General features: G+C 54.2%; 24 protein-coding genes. 3 read left to right on the forward strand and 21 right to left on the reverse strand.

Going from position 1 to position 18,090, the window contains the following annotated elements:
• The first annotated feature begins 126 nt into the window (after positions 1-126).
• Positions 127-1,458 carry a DUF945 family protein gene (locus tag MIB40_RS17735; protein WP_249696838.1) on the forward strand — a complete coding sequence of 444 codons (1,332 nt, stop codon included), beginning with the start codon at positions 127-129 and terminating at the stop codon, positions 1,456-1,458.
• A gap of 24 nt (positions 1,459-1,482) precedes the next feature.
• On the opposite strand, the gene MIB40_RS17740 is transcribed toward MIB40_RS17735, so the two are convergent.
• Positions 1,483-2,373: a LysR family transcriptional regulator gene (locus tag MIB40_RS17740; RefSeq protein ID WP_249696839.1), complete on the reverse strand. Its 891-nt coding sequence runs from the start codon at positions 2,371-2,373 to the stop codon at positions 1,483-1,485.
• Positions 2,374-2,492: 119 nt separating this feature from the next.
• Between MIB40_RS17740 and MIB40_RS17745 the strand changes: the two genes are divergently transcribed.
• Positions 2,493-3,266: a ferredoxin--NADP reductase gene (locus MIB40_RS17745; RefSeq protein ID WP_249696840.1), complete on the forward strand. Its 774-nt coding sequence runs from the start codon at positions 2,493-2,495 to the stop codon at positions 3,264-3,266.
• A gap of 37 nt (positions 3,267-3,303) precedes the next feature.
• Here MIB40_RS17745 and MIB40_RS17750 read toward each other — a convergent pair whose 3' ends face one another.
• Positions 3,304-3,780 (reverse strand): GNAT family N-acetyltransferase, encoded by a 477-nt coding sequence (locus MIB40_RS17750; protein ID WP_249696841.1) that lies wholly within the window; start codon positions 3,778-3,780, stop codon positions 3,304-3,306.
• Positions 3,781-4,148: 368 nt separating this feature from the next.
• On the opposite strand from MIB40_RS17750, the gene MIB40_RS17755 reads away from it, so the two are divergent.
• A complete protein-coding gene (locus tag MIB40_RS17755; protein ID WP_249696842.1) occupies positions 4,149-4,358 on the forward strand; it encodes a cold-shock protein in 210 nt (69 codons plus the stop codon).
• 170 nt (positions 4,359-4,528) lie between these two features.
• On the opposite strand, the gene MIB40_RS17760 is transcribed toward MIB40_RS17755, so the two are convergent.
• From MIB40_RS17760 to MIB40_RS17850, 19 genes are all read right to left on the reverse strand, one after another.
• Positions 4,529-5,203 (reverse strand): hypothetical protein, encoded by a 675-nt coding sequence (locus tag MIB40_RS17760; protein ID WP_249696843.1) that lies wholly within the window; start codon positions 5,201-5,203, stop codon positions 4,529-4,531.
• Positions 5,188-5,589 (reverse strand): SMI1/KNR4 family protein, encoded by a 402-nt coding sequence (locus MIB40_RS17765; RefSeq protein ID WP_249696844.1) that lies wholly within the window; start codon positions 5,587-5,589, stop codon positions 5,188-5,190. Before MIB40_RS17765 ends, MIB40_RS17760 begins: the two co-directional genes overlap by 16 nt.
• Before the next feature lie 113 nt (positions 5,590-5,702).
• Positions 5,703-6,257: an isochorismatase family protein gene (locus tag MIB40_RS17770; RefSeq protein WP_249696845.1), complete on the reverse strand. Its 555-nt coding sequence runs from the start codon at positions 6,255-6,257 to the stop codon at positions 5,703-5,705.
• A 39-nt stretch (positions 6,258-6,296) separates the two neighbouring features.
• The gene (locus MIB40_RS17775; protein ID WP_249696846.1) at positions 6,297-6,920 is read right to left on the reverse strand and encodes a LysE family translocator; all 624 of its coding nucleotides are present in this window, start codon (positions 6,918-6,920) and stop codon (positions 6,297-6,299) included.
• A gap of 88 nt (positions 6,921-7,008) precedes the next feature.
• Entirely contained in the window at positions 7,009-7,407 is a 399-nt protein-coding gene (locus MIB40_RS17780; protein WP_249696847.1) for a GFA family protein, read from the reverse strand.
• 81 nt (positions 7,408-7,488) lie between these two features.
• Positions 7,489-8,013, reverse strand: coding sequence for a GNAT family N-acetyltransferase (locus MIB40_RS17785; RefSeq protein WP_249696848.1), 525 nt, complete (start codon positions 8,011-8,013; stop codon positions 7,489-7,491).
• A complete protein-coding gene (locus MIB40_RS17790; protein WP_249696849.1) occupies positions 7,994-8,350 on the reverse strand; it encodes a GFA family protein in 357 nt (118 codons plus the stop codon). The genes MIB40_RS17785 and MIB40_RS17790 overlap by 20 nt, the downstream gene beginning before the upstream one ends.
• Positions 8,351-8,465: 115 nt before the next feature.
• The gene (alr, locus tag MIB40_RS17795) at positions 8,466-9,557 is read right to left on the reverse strand and encodes an alanine racemase (RefSeq protein ID WP_249696850.1); all 1,092 of its coding nucleotides are present in this window, start codon (positions 9,555-9,557) and stop codon (positions 8,466-8,468) included.
• Positions 9,558-9,652: 95 nt separating this feature from the next.
• On the reverse strand, positions 9,653-10,510 hold the full coding sequence (locus MIB40_RS17800) for a D-amino acid aminotransferase (protein ID WP_249696851.1): 858 nt from the start codon (positions 10,508-10,510) through the stop codon (positions 9,653-9,655).
• A 312-nt stretch (positions 10,511-10,822) separates the two neighbouring features.
• Positions 10,823-11,743 carry a LysR family transcriptional regulator gene (locus MIB40_RS17805; RefSeq protein ID WP_249696852.1) on the reverse strand — a complete coding sequence of 307 codons (921 nt, stop codon included), beginning with the start codon at positions 11,741-11,743 and terminating at the stop codon, positions 10,823-10,825.
• Complete coding sequence (locus tag MIB40_RS17810; RefSeq protein ID WP_249696853.1) at positions 11,715-12,611, reverse strand: DUF4392 domain-containing protein; 897 nt, start codon at positions 12,609-12,611, stop codon at positions 11,715-11,717. The genes MIB40_RS17805 and MIB40_RS17810 overlap by 29 nt, the downstream gene beginning before the upstream one ends.
• On the reverse strand, positions 12,608-13,561 hold the full coding sequence (locus MIB40_RS17815) for a 5-oxoprolinase subunit C family protein (protein ID WP_249696854.1): 954 nt from the start codon (positions 13,559-13,561) through the stop codon (positions 12,608-12,610). Before MIB40_RS17815 ends, MIB40_RS17810 begins: the two co-directional genes overlap by 4 nt.
• On the reverse strand, positions 13,558-14,247 hold the full coding sequence (pxpB, locus tag MIB40_RS17820) for a 5-oxoprolinase subunit PxpB (protein ID WP_249696855.1): 690 nt from the start codon (positions 14,245-14,247) through the stop codon (positions 13,558-13,560). Before pxpB ends, MIB40_RS17815 begins: the two co-directional genes overlap by 4 nt.
• A complete protein-coding gene (locus tag MIB40_RS17825) occupies positions 14,247-14,975 on the reverse strand; it encodes a 5-oxoprolinase subunit PxpA (RefSeq protein WP_249696856.1) in 729 nt (242 codons plus the stop codon). The genes pxpB and MIB40_RS17825 overlap by 1 nt, the downstream gene beginning before the upstream one ends.
• Positions 14,976-15,021: 46 nt before the next feature.
• Entirely contained in the window at positions 15,022-15,810 is a 789-nt protein-coding gene (locus tag MIB40_RS17830) for a putative hydro-lyase (protein ID WP_249696857.1), read from the reverse strand.
• A gap of 156 nt (positions 15,811-15,966) precedes the next feature.
• On the reverse strand, positions 15,967-16,161 hold the full coding sequence (locus MIB40_RS17835; protein WP_249696858.1) for a CPXCG motif-containing cysteine-rich protein: 195 nt from the start codon (positions 16,159-16,161) through the stop codon (positions 15,967-15,969).
• A gap of 101 nt (positions 16,162-16,262) precedes the next feature.
• Complete coding sequence (locus tag MIB40_RS17840) at positions 16,263-16,904, reverse strand: PEP-CTERM sorting domain-containing protein (RefSeq protein WP_249696859.1); 642 nt, start codon at positions 16,902-16,904, stop codon at positions 16,263-16,265.
• 209 nt (positions 16,905-17,113) lie between these two features.
• Positions 17,114-17,479, reverse strand: coding sequence for a hypothetical protein (locus tag MIB40_RS17845; protein WP_249696860.1), 366 nt, complete (start codon positions 17,477-17,479; stop codon positions 17,114-17,116).
• Between the two features lie 93 nt (positions 17,480-17,572).
• Positions 17,573-17,953: a VOC family protein gene (locus MIB40_RS17850; protein WP_249696861.1), complete on the reverse strand. Its 381-nt coding sequence runs from the start codon at positions 17,951-17,953 to the stop codon at positions 17,573-17,575.
• Between the last annotated feature and the right edge of the window lie 137 nt (positions 17,954-18,090).

The raw sequence follows: 18,090 nt of genomic DNA on the forward strand, positions 1-18,090 counted from the left end.
GTTCAGGTCTCGACATGAACGGCGAGCTTCGCCTTGATAAAAACCATTTTAGGATCCGCAGAGATCTATCCGAATTAATCAGAGGTGCCTTAATGTATTCATTCCATCCCTTTGAAAGGACTCTACATGAAAAAGCTTCTCCTGCTGCTGACCCTCGTCCTGGTAGGCGTGCTCGTCGTTGCGCCCTACTTTGTTGGCACCGAAGCCGAGCAGATTTATACCCGCGAAGTCGCCCGCTTGAACCAACAAGCGGTCAATTCCGGAATCGAAAACATCGAGCACGACTACCAGCGCGGCGTATTTAGCAGCCAGTCAATTCTCACCTTTGATGTTCGTATCGAACAGGAAAAGGTCGTCGTCGTTCTGCAATCGGACATTTCTCATGGCCCTGTACTCTTTACTGACCAAGGCCTGAGCACCGGTCTCTATGCCTCTCGGGATCAGCTGTCTCTGCAGGAAGTGCCCTCTGATGTGGCTGAATTTCTGGAGCAAACCCTGGGTGGTAAGCTGATGACCGCCTCAACCCGGGTCGATTTCCAGCAGCAGCTGCATACCCTCGCGCAGATTGCTCCCTTCGTGTACTACCAGGAAGGCAATGAGCTGGATTTTGGTGGCGTGGACATGGACATGATGGCTGACCTCACGACCGACAGCTGGTCCGGAACGCTCTCGATCCATCCGATCAGCATCAAGGATGAGCGCGATACCATCACCCTCAGCAAAGCCAGTGGCTCTTTTGATGCCACCATGATTGACCCGGCTGCAGCTCTGGCAGTGGGTGAGTTTTCCCTGCTGTTCGACGCGCTCGATATCAAAACAACCGAACTCAACACGACCCTCAAGCAAATTTCGTTAACCGCCAACCAGAAACTGGTCGATGGCAAGATAACGCTGGATGAGCGTATTGCGATCGGCTCTATTGAAGCTCCCATGCCAGTAACCGCAGCCAGCTATGAGTTCAAACTGTCGAATCTGGATCCTGCCGCAATTGCGTTATGGTCGCAACTGGCCAGCCAGATCGATCAACAACTGTCGGTGAATCCTGACGAGATGGAAGCGGAGCTACGCACCCTAACCAGCACTGTTTTTCAGCCAGGCCTGAGCCTTAACCAGGAACTCAAACTGGACGCCTATGGCGGCACCCTGGATATTACCGCCGACTTGCGTTATCTGGGGCTGGCCGATGGCCTTCATCCCATGGACATTCAAGAGCCGTTGGTCCTGCTGGACATTGTCGAAGCCGATCTAACAATTACCGCCGACGAGGAAGCCATCAATGCGAGTCCGGCAGCAGGCATGGTTACAATGTATGTTGAGCAAGGCTTACTGGTGCGTGAAAACGGCCAGCTCGTACTCCGGGGCAAACTGCAAGAAGGGGAAGCGACCCTGAACGGCCAGCCTTTCCCTTTGCGTGAAATTTTGCAGCAACAGATGCAACCGGCTCCAGCTGTTCAGTAACCCCTGCCGAAGCCTGCCCCAGGATTAGCTGATCCTGGGGGCTTCCCGGCATAATTCGATCCAGCGGCGAATGCCCGCACTGCGGTATTTGCTGCGGTGGAGAATAAAGTAAAAGTGCCGGGAAAAATCTCTCCCTGGCACCGCCAGCGGTACCAGGGTTCCTCGCCTGAAAGCATCCCGCAGCGCTACCATCGACAGACACCCCACCCCCAAACCGGCTTCCACGGCCCGCTTGATCGCCTCGGTGTGCTGTAACTCCAGACGCACATCCAGCTCAGGAAGCACACCGTGCAACGCCCGCTCGAATGTTTGCCGAGTACCGGAACCCGGTTCGCGCAATATCCAGGGAGTTTGACGCAGGGCCTGCTCATCCAGACTCCCCAGCGTCGCTAATCGATGTTCGGGAGCACAAAAGGCCACCAATCGGTCTTCCCGCCAGGAAATGATTTCCAGCTCCGGGTGATGCAACTCCCCTTCGATCAAGCCAATGTCCAGGTCAAAATTCAGCACCTGCTGGACAATCTGGGACGTGTTGGCAACCTCAAGCGATACCCGAGCACCTTCCTGCTCGCTCATATAGCGGGACATAATACCTACCGCCAAATAATTCCCAATCGTCAGTGTGGCACCCACCGTCAAGGCACCGGGGGTACGATGTTGAGATAAAGCCTGCTCCAGATCCTGCGCCTGTTCGAGCAACGCTTCCGCCGCCGGCCGTAACAGCCTCCCCAATTCGTTCAACTGCAACCGTTTGCCAACTCGATCAAACAGCTGAATGTCGAATTGCTGCTCCAGATCCCGCAAGGCGCTGCTGGCCGCCGACTGGGACATCGATAATCGCTGAGCGGCGCGGGTGATATTTTCAGTGTGAGCAGCCGCTAGAAATACCTCTAGCTGGCGAAAGCTGTATTTCATACCTCCCCCTCTTGTTATCTGTTTTTCCGATTACCGGTATCGGTATTATCCATTTTACCGATATAGGACCGAATGACTATAGTAGGCGCCAACTCCTGCCATCTCCTTGAGAATTACCTATGAGTGCATTGCTTCGCGAACAGGTCACCAATGTCCAACACTGGAACGACACTTTGTTCAGCTTCAAAACCACCCGCAGCCCGAGCCTTCGCTTCAAAAACGGTCATTTCATCATGATCGGCCTGGAATTGGAGGGTAAGCCCCTGATGCGTGCCTACAGCATTGCCAGCGCTAATCACGAAGAGGAACTCGAGTTTTTTAGCATTAAGGTGCCCGACGGCCCCCTAACCTCGAAGCTGCAAAACCTCAATGTCGGTGACGAGATTGTGATGAGTAAAAAACCCACCGGCACACTGGTCCAGGATCACCTGCTGCCCGGTAGAAATCTTTATTTACTCAGCACAGGGACTGGCCTTGCACCCTTTTTGAGCATCATCAAGGATCCGGAAATTTACGAGAATTTTGATCGAGTCATCCTCACCCATGGCGTGCGCTATGTGTCAGAACTGGCCTACCAACAGATGATCAGTGAAGAGCTACCCAACAACGAATACTTCGGTGATATGGTGAAGGACAAGCTGCTTTACTACCCCACCGTGACCCGTGAAAAATACACCAACAATGGACGTCTGACCGACCTGCTGGTCAGCGGCAAGCTTTCAGCCGATCTCGGCCTGCCCCCCCTCAGCCTCGAAAATGATCGTTTTATGCTCTGTGGCAGCCCCAGTATGTTGAAAGAGTTCTGCGGAATTCTCGACGCCAAAGGTTTTGAAGAATCCCGTCATGGCGTACCGGCCCATTATGTTATTGAGCGCGCATTCGTGGAGCAGTAATACCCGCTTCAACCACACCAACGCTTTGCCTGCGGCTCTAGCTGTCTGCAAAGCGTTGCAAGGCGTCTCCTGATAAACGGTAAATAATCCATTCGTCCTGCGGTTCGGCGCCCAGGCTTTTGTAAAAGCCGATGGCCGGCTCATTCCAATCCAAAACCGACCATTCAAAACGCCCGCAACCTTCCTCTACCGCCTGTTTCGCCAGATACCTGAGCATAGATTTTCCAGCACCACTTCCGCGCTCCTCAGGCGTGATATACAGATCCTCCAGGTAGAGTCCTTTGCGGCCTAACCAGGTTGAGTAATTATAAAAGTAGACCGCATAACCAACTGCGATTCCATCACGCTCGCAGAGCAAAGCCGAAGCCGGTGAACCCTCACCGAACAGCGATGACCGAATGCCTTCGGCATCTGTTTTTACCTCATGTTCGGCTTTTTCATATCGCGCCAATTCCCGAACAAAACGCTCGATTATAGTGACATCCGCTTCGATGGCTGGGCGAATTGTAATCATGCAGGGCTCTCCTTAAGTTAACGACACCAACTTCACAACGATCACGACGAACCGTCGCTTATGTATATTTCCATGGAAAAACAGCGAGTTAGAATATAACAACGAAGACTGCCCGGACACCGTTATCACCAGGCCCAGCCTATGGGCGGGAAAAACCGTATAAAATTCACAAAACTATCGGCATACAACGATTGACGCCACCAAGATAGCGTGTAAACTCGATTACAGCCTGAAGGTATGGCTGTATTGTATGGTTACCGTAAGACGCTTTCCTAGAAGTTCGTCCTGTAGACATAAGAAATACCCCCATCTTTTCAGCAAAAACGCCCCTCGGGGTAATTCGTGTTAGTTTTACAGGATTTTAAGCAATGTCTAATACCACCACTGGTACCGTTAAGTTCTTCAACGAAACTAAAGGCTTCGGCTTCATCGAGCAAGAGTCTGGTCCTGACGTGTTTGTTCACTTCAGCGCTATCCAATCTGACGGTTTCCGTACTCTGGCCGAAGGCCAGAAAGTACAGTTCACCGTTACTCAAGGCCAGAAAGGCCTGCAGGCTGAAAACGTAGTACCTGTTTAAGGTCAACGTTTAGCTCTGTTGCCGCGGGACCTTAGGGTCCCGTAGCATTTTCGTTTCCAGCACGACTTTCCTTGTTATTGCCGACGCTTGTCCATTAGCGTTACAGCTCTCTGCTACTCCCTTTCACGCTCAATAATTCCCGATAGCCACACCTGTCAAAACCCGATTTTTCAGTGCAACGCGCGCCCGCAGCCGCTAAACGCCTGACCTTGCCAGGTTATCGCCACCGTCGACGCAAACGTCTCGCCACTCATGCTATCCCGGCAGACCCTGCCCTCGATGCGAATCTCCAATGCTTGTTCAGGTACGCGATAAAGCGTGAGGCGGGCAGCCGAATCTAACCGGGGTTCAGGCAAACTGAAATCAAGCCGGGATTGGCCGTATTGGGTGACCAGACGGGACATCATCCCCTGGCCAATTTCCAGGTACCATCCCGGCTCATTACCCACCGCACGATAGTCGTAACCATTGAGCTTTGACGCTTCCCAGATGGCAGCCCTGCGATCATTGCGACAGTGATAACTATCCCCCTCGAAGCTTAGGACAGCCGTGTCACCCTCACGCATCAGGCTATATCCCTCACCGCTATAACCTTCACCGCCGTAAACCGGCTTCAGGGCCAGGGTCCTCCTGGGCAAAAACAGCCATAACTGCTGTTGCTCTTGCCGTGCAACGAAACGATAGTCGGGATCACATTGATAAACCCAGGTATTGGCAATACTGGCCGGCTGCTGCCAGCCCGGGTCGCCGGGGGCTGCGCAGCCCATCAACACAATAACCATTGCAAACAACAGCCCGAAGCCAGAAACACCTGACCTGGAGGTTTTGACTAACTTTCCAGCCATACCTGATGCACCCAGTGCCACACGGTTTCCCAGCGCTCTTCGGCAATGCCGTCCTCACTCCACAACAGCACCTCTCCCCCTTCATCCACCGCGTAATAGCGACCCTTATCCTCGCACAGGGGAATGTATTCCCGAGGCAACCCCAAAGACCAGGCGAGCGCCGCCACTTCGGGCAAATAGGTATGTAATTGTGGATCACTGGCGGTCACCGGCTCCAGACTGCCATAGACAACATCACTTGCGTTTAGCAGGTACTGGCGCATTGCGAAAGGAATGGGGATCAGAATCTGCTCTTCCACTTCGACCAGCTCATCTTCCGTTGGCAGCTCAACGGGAAAGGGCACCGTTTCGGCACGTTCGCGTAACTCGTCGATCACTTCTTCCATTACCACTCCCCATGCCCGCAGGCGCTTTGCTAATGACCGTCGGCAGTTTACACGGCAGTCGTCATTGAATCACTGACTGGTTGTTGCGGCGCTAACTCTTAGGGCACCTCTGATTAATCATCGGCTCTCTGCTTGATCACAGACAACAGTGCGGGAAATGCAGGGTTGTCTGCGCCCCCCAACAATTCAAAAAGCGCCATCTCGACGCTGGTCAGCTGTGCGCCATCCCCCACCAGGCGATCCAGAGCCAGCTGACGGTTGTTCGGATCGCGAGAAGCCACAGCGTCGGCGACCACCTGAACTTCATAGCCTGCCGCCAGCAGATCACTGGCCGACTGATAAACACACACATGAGCTTCAATGCCACAGAGCAACAGCTGTTGCGCACCACTGGCGACAATGGCAGCCCTGATACCAGGCTCGGCCCAGCCGCTGAAGCTTTGCTTAACCAGTGGACTACGGCCCTCGAGCAAACCAACGAACCGGGGCAAAGTACCGCCAAGACCCTCCGGATTCTGTTCCATCCAGATGATCGGCAACCCAAGCGTAAGGGCGCCACGCAGCAACTGTTCCAAGCGATGGAAAAGCTGCTCAGCTTGAGGCATCTGTTGTGCCAGCTTGCCCTGCACGTCAATAAACAACAGAGCGCTATTATCAGGATGTAACATCGATATCGCCTCCTGTGATGATTACCCGCGGCAAACGGATTAACCCGTTGCCAGCCAGATCCCGACCCCCATCATCAGGCTGCCGGCGATACGGTTGAGCAAACGGACATTGCCACTTTTTTGCAAGAAATGCCGTAGAGATCGTCCCCCACTGGCATAGGCCAGCATACAGACAAATTCACTGCACAGAATTATACCCACCAGCAGGCTTAGCTGGGGAAGCAAGGCAGACTGGGGGTTAATAAAGGGGGGTAGCAGCGACACCATAAACGCCCAGCCTTTGGGGTTGGCTATCGCAGTCACCAACCCCTGAAGAAAAAGCATACGCCCCGGCACATGAGGCAGATCTTCGATAGCATCGGTAATCGCCATCTTGCCCCGCGAACGCCACATCTGCACCCCCAGCCACACAAGGTAGGCGCCCCCGACATATTTCAGCAACAGGAACAGAGCCGGGTAATTCAGCATAATAGCTGCCACACCCAATACGGCTGCGACCGAAACCAGTCCAACGCCGATCAACTCCCCCCACATCATCCATAGAGTACGACGCACACCGATGGTCATACCCATGGTCATTGCCAAAGTCATACACATTCCCGGGGTAGCGGAAACCAGTAGAAAGGTGGGGATAAATACCAACAATACTGAAAGTTCGATCATTGCATTACGCTTCTTAAACTACCCATAAACTCCTCATGCGTGCTGCCCGATCAAGCACCTTGTCCCCCACCTCAAGGCTGGGGCAGAACTAGTGGCCAGGTTCCCACTCTGCATACGCCGGCAAGCTATCGGTATCCGCCAGAAAACCTCGCCGATGGCTGTCCCAGATGCGCTGAACCGGTTGCGTACCAGGATCATCGTCCAGGGAGGCGACCCGCAAGACCCAGGGCATACCGTCGCGGCGAGCTACCAACTGAGAACCACAACAGCGACAAAAATATCGGATTTTCCCGGGCGACGATTCGTATTGGCTCAACTCAGATTCACCTTGCAACCACCGGAAATGTTCCGGCGCCACGGCTGCAGCCGTATTATAAGCTGCACTATGAGCTTTCTGGCAAGTGAGACATGAGCAATGCTGTATCGGTGAATCCAGCTGATCCACCTCATACTGAACCTTCTTACACAAGCAACTTCCCTTAAGCATTCTACCCTCCCTGCTGATATATAATGCGGTTGATCAACCGATGTCGATGGCCAGGTCAGGCAATCAAAAAGAGTATCGGCATCATGACAGATTGCGGCGCATGGTGCAGTTAAACAGGTGCTCGCCACGCAGCGAAACCCGGTTATAAGCGACAACCTCGAACCCCTGACGCCGAAAAAACGGCTGCGCTAACTTGCTGGCATCAACCGTCATCGCGATACATTCCGCGGCCAAGAACTGCTCGAGGCAACGATTAAAAAGTGCCAATGCGATCCCTCTGCGTTGGCAATCAGGCGCTACGTACAAGCAATCAATATGACCTTCCCGCGTTGACTCTTCTCCGTGCCCCTTGACGGTGATCAGTACAGAAGCAAACCCGACCAGCTCCCCCCCCATCCAGGCAACATGAGGATTCATCTCGTTTAATCGCTGCTGCCACCATTGGTAGTCGGGAGGAGTAGGCGCCCAGGCTTCTCGCTCATTGGCGGAATAAACCATTTCCTCTATGCCATGTACCGCCGCATGAAACAGATCGGCCAGATCATGGGCATCCTCGGGCCGATAGGTTTCTACGCGTACCCCAGGGTCAGAGTAAAGTTCGGCCATCAAACAGATCTGCGTCCAGCTTCCAGCTCTCCAGCTCATCCACACAACCAAGATTGGCGCGGAAGGCTCCGGGCTTTCGCAGCGTTTCATTAAAGGTGTGCACACCGCAACGCTTACAGAAATAATGTTTGGCGACATTGCTTCCGAACTGATAAAGCTCCAGATCCTTCTCGCCAGACTCAATGACTAACTGATCGCGATCGATCACATCCGGCGTCAGCAACACACCCTTGCGAGCGCACAACGAGCAATTACAACGCAGGCCCCGTTCGATGGGTGCGTGCTCAAAGCGAAAGCGCACGTTACCGCAATGGCAACTTCCCTGGTAAGTGGTCATAAAATCCTCCTGGCTACGAATGGAAACAGCCTACCCATGCTAGCCGAGGAGTTGGAACCTGCGCAATAAGCTCGTCAATTTGTTCGCTTGCTACTGACCAGAGCGAGAGAGCAGATCAGTTATCACCACCACGGTAACTCAGGGGCACACGGCCGGTCATACGAGTAAGCAACTCATAACCTATGGTCCCCGCGTGACTGGCGACCTCATTGACCGGCAGCTCTTCGCCCCACAGTACCACCCGGTCATTGAGTGAAACTGGCGGCAGATCGGTAACGTCGACCGTTATCATATCCATGGACACGCGCCCAACCAGCGGCGCCCGCCGCCCATTCACCAGCACCGGGGTTCCACTGGGCGCATGACGGGGATAACCATCCCCGTAACCGATGGCCAGGGTTGCAATCACCGATGGTCGATTGGCGACCCAGCTACGGGCATAACCGACGGCTTCACCCGCCTCTATATGACGCAAACCAATGACCGCACTGGTCAACGTCATTACCGGCAGAAGTTTGTCGGCAACAGCCTGGGGCTGTTCAAACGGAGAGGCACCATAGAGCATAAACCCGGGACGATTCCATTCTGCCCTGGCTTTTGGCCAGGCCATGATAGCAGCAGAATTCGCCAGGCTTTTTGGCGCTTCGATACCCTTACAGGCGGCATGGAATTTTTCAATCTGCCTTGGAGTAGAAGGGTCGGCTAAATTATCGGCACTGGAAAAATGAGTAACTATTACTATTTCATCATCGACCTGGGGCATCGCTTTCAACCGGGCATAGGCAGCAGGAAACACCGCAGGCTCCATACCCAGCCTGTGCATGCCAGTATCCAGTTTTATCCAAACACGCACCGGATGATCGGGGTTGCTGGCCTCGATCTGCTCCAGATGCTGGTTATTTTCGACCATCAACCAAAAGTCGGCCTGGGCGGCAATGGCCACTTCATCTGCGGTAAAGATGCCTTCCAGCAACAGTATGGGTTTACGAATGCCGGACGCCCGCAACTTTAGCGCTTCTTCGATACAAGCCACCGCAAACGCTGGCGTCAATGACTCCAACGCACGGGCACAGGCTACGGCACCATGACCATAAGCATTGGCTTTAACAACCGCTAAATTCTTTGACTGCGGCGCAACCTGTTGTGCCAGCCGATAATTATTACGCAAGGCGTTGAGATCAATCGACGCTTTAGCGGGCCTGCCCATCAACAATCTCCAGATCGGTTCTCTACTCTATGCTCTCTTGGTATATCAAGGCAGTCGCCAGAAAATCGGCACTGACTTGGCAACCCCGATTCAGCCTAGTAATCAAACTTGGCGGCGGCGTACAGTTGCGATGCCTGCTCCCATACCGGACCCACACGACCATCTCCAACCGGCTGACCATCGACTTCAATGACCGGAGCCATCTCCTTGGAGGAACTGGTAATCCAGACTTCATCGGCCGACAGCACCTCGTCACGATCGATATCCCGCTCTTCCACGGCAATCGTGCCGTCCTTGCGCAGAATATCAAGAATCATCAAACGGGTGATACCGGGTAAGATCTGATGATCAAGCCTGGGGGTCGCAACGACGCCATCCTTAACAATAAACACGTTGCAAGCACCGGCTTCGGTTAACAGGCCCTGGCTATTAAAGAGCAGAATTTCATTATTGCCGGCGGCATGACCTTCCTGAAAATGAAGCACATTGCCCAGCAACGCCGTGGATTTGATATTGCAACGTTTCCAGCGCAGGTCTTCGCCAATCGACACCTTGTAACCATGGGCGGTATTACGATCCGCCGGTTGGGGCAGGGGTATCTCAAACGCCATGCAAAATACTGTTGGCTCTACGCCTTCCGGGAAAGCGTGAAAGCGCTTGTTATCGGCACCCCGACTGACATGCAAGTAGATACCCAGATTACCGCCACCGTTACGTTCAACCAGTTCGGCGCACACCGAACGCCACCGGGCATGATCCCAGTCCAGTTCAATCCCGATAGCTGCGAGACCGTTGCGCATGCGATCGATATGGGGTCCAAACCCAACCATCTTGCCCTCATAAGAGGGGATCACCTCGTAGATGCCATCACCAAACAGGAAACCTCGATCCAGCGGAGAAATACGCGCTTCCTCAACGGGCAAATAGGATCCATTCAGATAAACGATACTCATAATAAAGCTCTCACCTTAGATGATTAGTTCGGCCCAACAAAATGGGCACCGGCATGATCGAGGCCCGCATTCCGCTTTCAAGGCCTGGAATATTGACTATAGACACCCGCGGCTCCAGAACCTCAAAAAGCTTATCGAAGACGCGGCCGCACAGAATACTGCTAAAGATAGAGAATTATTCCCTGTTATTCGGTAATTGCCAGTCATTATTCAGCCAAAACAAACCATTAACCTCAAAACTCTCTACCCACAACCAAGCCAAGCAGCCAAATTACCCTTCGGGCTAACAATACGCCAGCGCATCCGTTGTGGCTACTGCATCCAGGGGGCCATCAATTCACGGCTACCCTGGGCCAACAACGCCGGCAATACCCGCTCATCATCGAGTCGCCACGCACAGCAAAATTCCAGCTGTGGAGGCTTGGGGACTAGATCAATTGACTGTAAACGGCCACCGGACAAGGATTCCTCTACCAGCGGAGCAGGTAACAGGGCCAGACCACAGCCCTGCTCGGCCAGGGTCAAGAGGTTAGCCACCGCGCTGCAGGTATACACGATGGGTTCTTCACCATCGTCTTTTTGGGCACCCGCAGACACAGAGGACAAGAGCTCCTGCAAATAATGCCAGGGACGAGTATTACGGGGAAAACTCAAAATAGGCTGGCGCAACAACAGGCTTAAACCGGCACCCACATCCAGCGCCAACGAAGGTGCGGCTACCCAATGCTGGTCGAAGGCGCAAAGGGGTTCAACCACCAGCTCATTACTGTGTTGCTCGGTGACCATCAACGCCAGATCCAGCTCATGCTCGTGCAGGCCACGCCATAACTCAGACGACAGATCGGTCGTAATTTCAAACTGCAGTAACGGAAACTGCTCTCGCCATCGCTTTAGCAAGGGTGCCATCCATACATGGGCCAGAGTATCCGCCACCCCGACCCTGACGACACCTCGTTGTGGCGTATCATCGCGCAGCTGGGCTTTCATCTCTTCGTGTACGGCGACCAGTTTGCGGGCATAGGGCAATAACTGCATGCCGCGGGCCGTCAGCCGGGTGCCGCTTTTATCACGCTGGAACAATTGCACTCCCAGCTCCTCTTCCAGCGCGGCAATGCGCGCCGAAATAGCCGGCTGGGAGGCATGCAGCTGTTGGGCCGCAGCGTGGAAGCTACCCAGCTGGGCGACCTTGATAAAACTGCTGAGGTTACGAATCCGCATCGACGGGAGGCTCAAAACCGCTGACCCGACGAAGCTGCAAAAGCAGAGCTTCACCCTCATCAACCACCAGACCGTCTTCGGTCAACTCATTCACTCGGGTCACACCGTCAACACTACCCAGCGCCGACAGGTACTGCAAAATCTGCACAGGCTTGATCATCGCCAGCAGATCAACGCCGCTCCAGCGAGACAGGAACGCGATGATGCCATAGGCCCCCCAGTTAGAAACATCGGCCACGATCAACTCATCGCAACCCGTGGCTGCCGGCACAATATCCAGCGCGCGCAAGGCTTCGCTGACATTGCCCATGCCAATCTCATTGCCGCCGTCACCAATGGCGATGGTGGGGCAATCACTATCGAGCAGAAACGTATCAAAGCAGGCCGTGCGCTCGCTGATGCTCTCCCCGCGCATATTGTAATAACCTCCGTCGCTGGCCATACCCGGTCGTTCAATCGAGATAATCGCCTCGGGCTGAAAGTAGCCCAGCGCCAACTTGGCTTCCAGCTCGCGCTCATCATGATCCCCGACGCGAATTTCGTGCACTCGATACTTGGCTGCCAGCGCTCGCGATATGGGCGCCCCGCAAACAATAATAGGTTCGGCCCCCAGGGCCTCCAGACTGTGATACAGCGCCAGGGCACCCACCGGACCATCGGTCTCGAAGGTATCCACCACCGGGAAACCGGTGCCGATCAGTATCGTACCGCGACAATCACGCAGCACTTTAGCCGCGCGCAAACAGTAGCCCGGCTCCAACGCTGGCTGGACCTGTTTCATACCCCGCAGATTACGCTCGACCAACAGATCTTCGATGCGACGACTGAGTGCCAATTCTTCTTCGGCGCTTGCCACCTCGGTATTAAAGCGAGTAATTGTCATTTTAAATTCTCAGAGGACAGAGGATCGAGCTCAAGCCTTTGCCACCAGGCCGATGCCAGCGCATTAAGATTGTGCGCCTGCTCCAGACTGATAGCTTCAAAGCGTACCCGAGCACCGGGCGCCAACTGGGCCAGGCGAGCCGTATCAAGGGCTATCACCGAACCCAGTTTCGGATAACCACCAATGGTCTGACGATCGTTCATCAGGACAATGGGCTGGCCATCGGCGGGCACCTGAATCGCGCCATGGCAAATCCCTTCTGACAAAATGCCATCAAGACTCGACTCGATGGCGGGGCCCTGCAACCGAAAACCCATACGGTCGGAACGGTCCGTCACCTGGTATTCGCTATGAAAAAAGCGTTGCTGTTGCTCCCGGCTAAAAGCCGCCTGCTGATAACCGAGCACCATTCGCAAGGTTGTCTCATCTTGATAGTGCGGTATCAATGATGAGGGCACACACCAGCCCTGTTGAGCGCTGGTCTTTGAACAAGGCAAGTGATCCTCAGGTTTTAAGGCACAACCATTAAGGCCTCCGACTCCTTCACGCACCACCGTTGCCGTACTGCCAAACTGGGGGGCAACCTCAAAACCACCCGCCACCGCCAAATAACTTCGAGTCCCGCGCTGAGCAAACGCCAGTTCGATGCGATCTCCCGGCTTTACCTGATGAGTGCACCATAATGGCTGGCTCTCGCCATTAATTTTCAGGGGCATTTCGGCACCCGTAACCGCCAACCGAGTTTCGACCTCGGTTTCCAGCACCAAGCCGCCAAAGCTCACCTCCAGCGCCGTGACACCCGCTTCATTGTCACACAAGCGATTGGCCATTCGATGCGCCCAGGGATCAAGAGGGCCACCACAGGTCAAACCTATACCGTGGCAACCATAGCGTCCGCCATCCTGCAGCAAGCTAAGCAAACCCGGTTGCTTGACCTTGAATCCACTCATAGACTCTCTCCCAGCTCGCCACCCAGCTCAAAAAAACGCGCTCGACTGATCGCCTCGAATCGCACTCGGTCGCCCACCGCCACCGGCATACTGGGGGTCGCCTCAGGGTCAAACATACGCTGGGGGCAGAGGCCAATCAGATTCCAGCCTCCCGGAGAGACCGCCGGATACACCGCCGTCTGGCGGTCTGCTATGGCTACCGCCCCGCGAGGTACTCGTTGCCTTGGAGTCGCCAGACGCGGCGCCGCAATGCGCGGGTCAACCTCGCCCAAATAGGCAAAACCGGGCGCAAAACCGATGGCATAAACCCGGTATTCCTGTTGTTGATGAAGCGCAATCACCTCATCCACGCTCAGTCCGGCATTGTTGGCCAGCAGCGTCAGATCAGGGCCCGACTCTTCCGCGTAATAGACCGGTAGAGTAACCAGGCGCCCTTCTTCAGCGGCTTTCGCATCGACACCCTCCAGCAGAGTACGCATGGCGGCCTTCACCGCAAAATGATCGGTCTGCAATGGGTCGTAGATCACCAGCAAAGAGGCGTACGAAGGAATAAGGTCGATCAGCACCGTACCCAATTGGGCTCGCAGCCGGATCTCGGCTTGCTGTACCTGAGCGGCAATCGTCGCGCTGGCTTGCTCGCCAAAATAGAGCATCAAGGCGTTTTCACCGGCAACCTCAATCCGCATCAGGAGATCGCCTCACGTATTTCCTGGATCGCCGCTACACCTTCCGCATTGTCGCCGTGCACACAAAGGGTATCGACCGTCAGCTGCAAACGGTGGCCACTGACCGTGGTCACCGACTGGTCTTCCGCCAACTGCTGCACCTGCTCCAGCATACGCTCACGACTGTGCACAGCACCGGTACGAGTCCGTGACAGCAAACGCCCGTCATCGTCGTAACAACGATCGGCAAAGGCTTCAAACCAGAGGGAAATTCCGTGCTTTTGTGCTTCTTCGCGGTGCTCTTGCGCCTGGGGAGTCGCTTGCAGCATTAACACCACCGGGCGATGGTAACTGGCGATGGCGTTCATAATGGCGTGTCGCACCTCGGCGTTGGCCATCATATCGTTGTACAGCGCGCCATGGGGCTTAACGTACTCCAGTTCCAGCCCCTGTACCCGCGCCATACCGTCCAGGGCCGACACCTGGTACATCAACAAGGCTTCGATCTCATGGGGCTGGCAGTTCATCGAGCGGCGCCCAAAACCCACCAGATCATGATAGCCGGGGTGGGCACCGACCATGACGCCATGCTGCTTCGCCAGGGCCAGGGTTTGCTGCATCACCACCGGATCACCGGCGTGAAAGCCACAAGCAATATTGGCCTGATCGATAAAGGGCATAACCTTGGCGTCCATACCCATGGTCCAGGCACCAAAGCTCTCTCCCAGATCGCAATTCAAACGTAACATCGTCGACTCCCGCTGGCACGGGTCGTGCCAGCCTGATAGAAAATTCTTACATCACCGCCAGGCGGCTGTTGGGCAGATCGGTCACCAGCATGCACCCCGGACTGTGGGTAATGCAAAAGGGCGGACGCGCCTGCTCCAGAGCTACCTGAGGCGTCACACCGCAGGCCCAGAACACCGGCAATTCACCGGGCTTGATGGTCACTGGATCGCCAAAATCAGGCCGATTGATATCACTGATACCGATCTCGGACGGATCGCCCAGATGCACCGGGGCGCCGTGTACCGATGGGAATCGGGTACAGATTTGCACCGCACGGATCGCATCGGCGGCCTTCATCGGCCGCATGCTGACTACCATGGTGCCACCAAAACGCCCTGCACTTTGACACTCAATATTGGTTCGATACATCGGCACATTAACGCCTTCGGTGACATTACGCACCTCAAGCCCATCGGCCAGCAAGGCTTCCTCAAAGGAGAAGGAACAGCCCAGTACAAACGTCACCAGATCGTCGTTCCACAGGTCGCTGACATCCGTGACCTCGTCCACCAGCTCGCCCTGTTTAAATAGCCGGTAGCGAGGAATATCCGTGCGAATATCAAGATCCTGGCCCAACGAGGGCAGACGATATTCACCGGGATTGGCGGCCATACCGATAAGTGGGCAGGGCTTGGGGTTCAACTGGCAAAACTGGAGGAAATCGTTGGCCCAGTCTTTCGGTAAAATACAAAGATTTCCCTGCACAAATCCCTGGGAAAAACCGGAGGTATTCCCTGTGTGTTCACCACTGCGTATGCGCTGACGCAGTTCCAGGGGACTGATTGGCTGATTCATAGAATCTCCTGCAGATTAAACCATTAGGCACAAGCCAGAGCCCAGAGTGTCACCCGAGCCCAAGGTCGCTGTCTAATGGATAGTTATTGGCATAACTGATAAATATTCTTTATCAGATTCTATGGATTAGCAATCGTATTTCTCTATTTCACGCCATCACTCGCCTTCCCGACGAACATCCAGCCTCATGTCATGAGTGGAGGCCAGCAAAGATGCACAGAGTTCTATGGGCCGGCAACACACCGAGCAGTCTTCCACCCAGCTCTGCTCCAGCTGGGACACCTCAATCACCAGCGTAATGGACTCACCGCACCAGGGGCAGGTAATGGCATAGTCATCGATGGGGTTCATTACTTATCACCCGAATGAAGCTTTTGCCGAAGCGCCAGCCATGGTCAGGCTGGCGCTGGACAACCAAGCGCCACAGCCTTGGCCGCCCTAACGGGAAAAAGCTATCGCCGATACTGACGACGTACAAGGGTAGCCAAACCCAGGGCAAACATAGCCAGAGTTCCCGGCTCAGGTATCGTTTGCGTGTCGCGCAGCTGAATTGAAACCACACGCCCCGATAGCCAGGAATCGTAACAGCAGGGATCGGTACCCGCATCGTAGGTATAGTCAAAATCCATGTCGGCCAGATTCACAGGCGGTACATGCCAATCCGTCGGGAGCTCACCATTGGCGTAGCTTTGGCTGTAATCGAGAAACCCTATCTCCATCTCTTCCCAGATATTACCCGAATGATACTCTCCAACCACATCGACAATGTCACGGGAGCTTTGATGCACCACTGATACTTCAACAGCCCAATCGTAAATCCCTAATCCCGCTACAGTGAAGACCGCTGAGGGGTCCGCGTATCTGTCGACATAGTCATTATCCGGAGAGTTTTCCACCAGACCATTGTCATAGGAAAAGCTACCGCTGAGCTGTGTGCCCGGTTGATAGCTATCATTGATAACATTAGCGTCATCACGATAAATGGTCTCGATTTCGAGGATAAAATCCCAGGTCATAACGGCGGCATTAGCCGAGAACGAAAAACCCAATCCCGCAGCAAATATCATCCCTGAATAAAATTTAACATTGCGCATCCTGTGCATCCTTTTGTGTGATGAATTACGACAAACCACACAAGGGCAAGAACTATGCTTCTAATGATAACTGCATGAAATATAGAAAGATTAAGACAAGCTTCTGGAACAGTGATATCAACTCTGTAAATAAAGCAGACACTCACTCATATTCAACGACGCACGCTCGATGGAGAGACGACGCGAAAAGCGGTAATTTCGTGAAGCGCTCAGAAAACTAAAACGTTGATCAGTCCGATGGCGATCACAACCTCCAACGCCACGCTGATCAATATCGCCGACCCCGCCCGCCGCGCCCTGTACTCAAACAGCCCGAGCGCTGCCAGCAGGACCATAACAAATAAAGCGCCAACGCAAAGGGTAACGCGTAACTCGGAAGGCGGGGCATTTCTTCCCAACCAGAAAATAATCGCCAACCCCAAATACACGGCTCCAATCCGGCGCCCTACCAACAGGCCCGCCGGGTTAGGCTCGATTCGCCAACGCTTGAACAACAAATGTCCCGCACACAGCCAGCCAAGACCTAACAACAGTCCGGCAACAGCAATAACGGTGGCGACCAGCGTGAACGTCATTGAATCTCTCCAACCCAGAGGTGCACTGAGTTAATGGTTTAAGACAGCTCCGATTCATTCACAAAGAGTGCTTCAGAGCCTGAATCTGCTTTTTTATGAAGGTGCTACCATAGAAAAGAAATTCAGTTTGTTACCATCCAGGTCGCGAAAATAACCGGCGTAAAAGCCGTCACTTCCACGTGGGCCCGGCTGACCTTCATCCGTGGCACCCAACTCAATCGCCTTAGCGTAAAGCGCATCAACCTGTTCAGGCTTTTCGACAAACAAAGCGACCATAACGCCATTACCCACCGTTGCCGCATTGCCATCAAAGGGTTTGATCACTGCCACACTGGGCTGCTCTGGCGCCGTGGCCCAGGCCACGAAAGTGTCATCCTGCATAAAACGTGTGGCGCCAATTTCTGCCAACAGCTTGTCATAGAACGCTGTGCTTTTTTCCAGATCATTGGTTCCTAAAGTTACGTAGCCGATCATATTTTCACCCTCATTGGTTTGGTTAGGTCACATCCATTGCCCAGGGCACCTCTGATTAATTCAGATGAACTCTGGCTTTCAGGCGAATCCAGAATCGCGGCACGTCTTTGCAGTAAGGTCCAGACCTTTCAAAAAGG

The sequence above is a fragment of the Aestuariirhabdus haliotis genome (assembly GCF_023509475.1).
In the GTDB taxonomy this organism is placed as follows: domain Bacteria; phylum Pseudomonadota; class Gammaproteobacteria; order Pseudomonadales; family Aestuariirhabdaceae; genus Aestuariirhabdus; species Aestuariirhabdus haliotis.

Excerpts from the sequence above, each read along its gene's own strand:
- MIB40_RS17735 (WP_249696838.1), top strand. The coding sequence starts at position 127 with ATGAAAAAGCTTCTCCTGCTGCTGACCCTCGTCCTGGTAGGCGTGCTC.
- MIB40_RS17740 (WP_249696839.1), bottom strand. The coding sequence starts at position 2,373 with ATGAAATACAGCTTTCGCCAGCTAGAGGTATTTCTAGCGGCTGCTCAC.
- MIB40_RS17745 (WP_249696840.1), top strand. The coding sequence starts at position 2,493 with ATGAGTGCATTGCTTCGCGAACAGGTCACCAATGTCCAACACTGGAAC.
- MIB40_RS17750 (WP_249696841.1), bottom strand. The coding sequence starts at position 3,780 with ATGATTACAATTCGCCCAGCCATCGAAGCGGATGTCACTATAATCGAG.
- MIB40_RS17755 (WP_249696842.1), top strand. The coding sequence starts at position 4,149 with ATGTCTAATACCACCACTGGTACCGTTAAGTTCTTCAACGAAACTAAA.
- MIB40_RS17760 (WP_249696843.1), bottom strand. The coding sequence starts at position 5,203 with ATGGCTGGAAAGTTAGTCAAAACCTCCAGGTCAGGTGTTTCTGGCTTC.
- MIB40_RS17765 (WP_249696844.1), bottom strand. The coding sequence starts at position 5,589 with ATGGAAGAAGTGATCGACGAGTTACGCGAACGTGCCGAAACGGTGCCC.
- MIB40_RS17770 (WP_249696845.1), bottom strand. The coding sequence starts at position 6,257 with ATGTTACATCCTGATAATAGCGCTCTGTTGTTTATTGACGTGCAGGGC.
- MIB40_RS17775 (WP_249696846.1), bottom strand. The coding sequence starts at position 6,920 with ATGATCGAACTTTCAGTATTGTTGGTATTTATCCCCACCTTTCTACTG.
- MIB40_RS17780 (WP_249696847.1), bottom strand. The coding sequence starts at position 7,407 with ATGCTTAAGGGAAGTTGCTTGTGTAAGAAGGTTCAGTATGAGGTGGAT.
- MIB40_RS17785 (WP_249696848.1), bottom strand. The coding sequence starts at position 8,013 with ATGGCCGAACTTTACTCTGACCCTGGGGTACGCGTAGAAACCTATCGG.
- MIB40_RS17790 (WP_249696849.1), bottom strand. The coding sequence starts at position 8,350 with ATGACCACTTACCAGGGAAGTTGCCATTGCGGTAACGTGCGCTTTCGC.
- alr (WP_249696850.1), bottom strand. The coding sequence starts at position 9,557 with ATGGGCAGGCCCGCTAAAGCGTCGATTGATCTCAACGCCTTGCGTAAT.
- MIB40_RS17800 (WP_249696851.1), bottom strand. The coding sequence starts at position 10,510 with ATGAGTATCGTTTATCTGAATGGATCCTATTTGCCCGTTGAGGAAGCG.
- MIB40_RS17810 (WP_249696853.1), bottom strand. The coding sequence starts at position 12,611 with ATGACAATTACTCGCTTTAATACCGAGGTGGCAAGCGCCGAAGAAGAA.
- MIB40_RS17815 (WP_249696854.1), bottom strand. The coding sequence starts at position 13,561 with ATGAGTGGATTCAAGGTCAAGCAACCGGGTTTGCTTAGCTTGCTGCAG.
- pxpB (WP_249696855.1), bottom strand. The coding sequence starts at position 14,247 with ATGCGGATTGAGGTTGCCGGTGAAAACGCCTTGATGCTCTATTTTGGC.
- MIB40_RS17825 (WP_249696856.1), bottom strand. The coding sequence starts at position 14,975 with ATGTTACGTTTGAATTGCGATCTGGGAGAGAGCTTTGGTGCCTGGACC.
- MIB40_RS17830 (WP_249696857.1), bottom strand. The coding sequence starts at position 15,810 with ATGAATCAGCCAATCAGTCCCCTGGAACTGCGTCAGCGCATACGCAGT.
- MIB40_RS17835 (WP_249696858.1), bottom strand. The coding sequence starts at position 16,161 with ATGAACCCCATCGATGACTATGCCATTACCTGCCCCTGGTGCGGTGAG.
- MIB40_RS17840 (WP_249696859.1), bottom strand. The coding sequence starts at position 16,904 with ATGCGCAATGTTAAATTTTATTCAGGGATGATATTTGCTGCGGGATTG.
- MIB40_RS17845 (WP_249696860.1), bottom strand. The coding sequence starts at position 17,479 with ATGACGTTCACGCTGGTCGCCACCGTTATTGCTGTTGCCGGACTGTTG.
- MIB40_RS17850 (WP_249696861.1), bottom strand. The coding sequence starts at position 17,953 with ATGATCGGCTACGTAACTTTAGGAACCAATGATCTGGAAAAAAGCACA.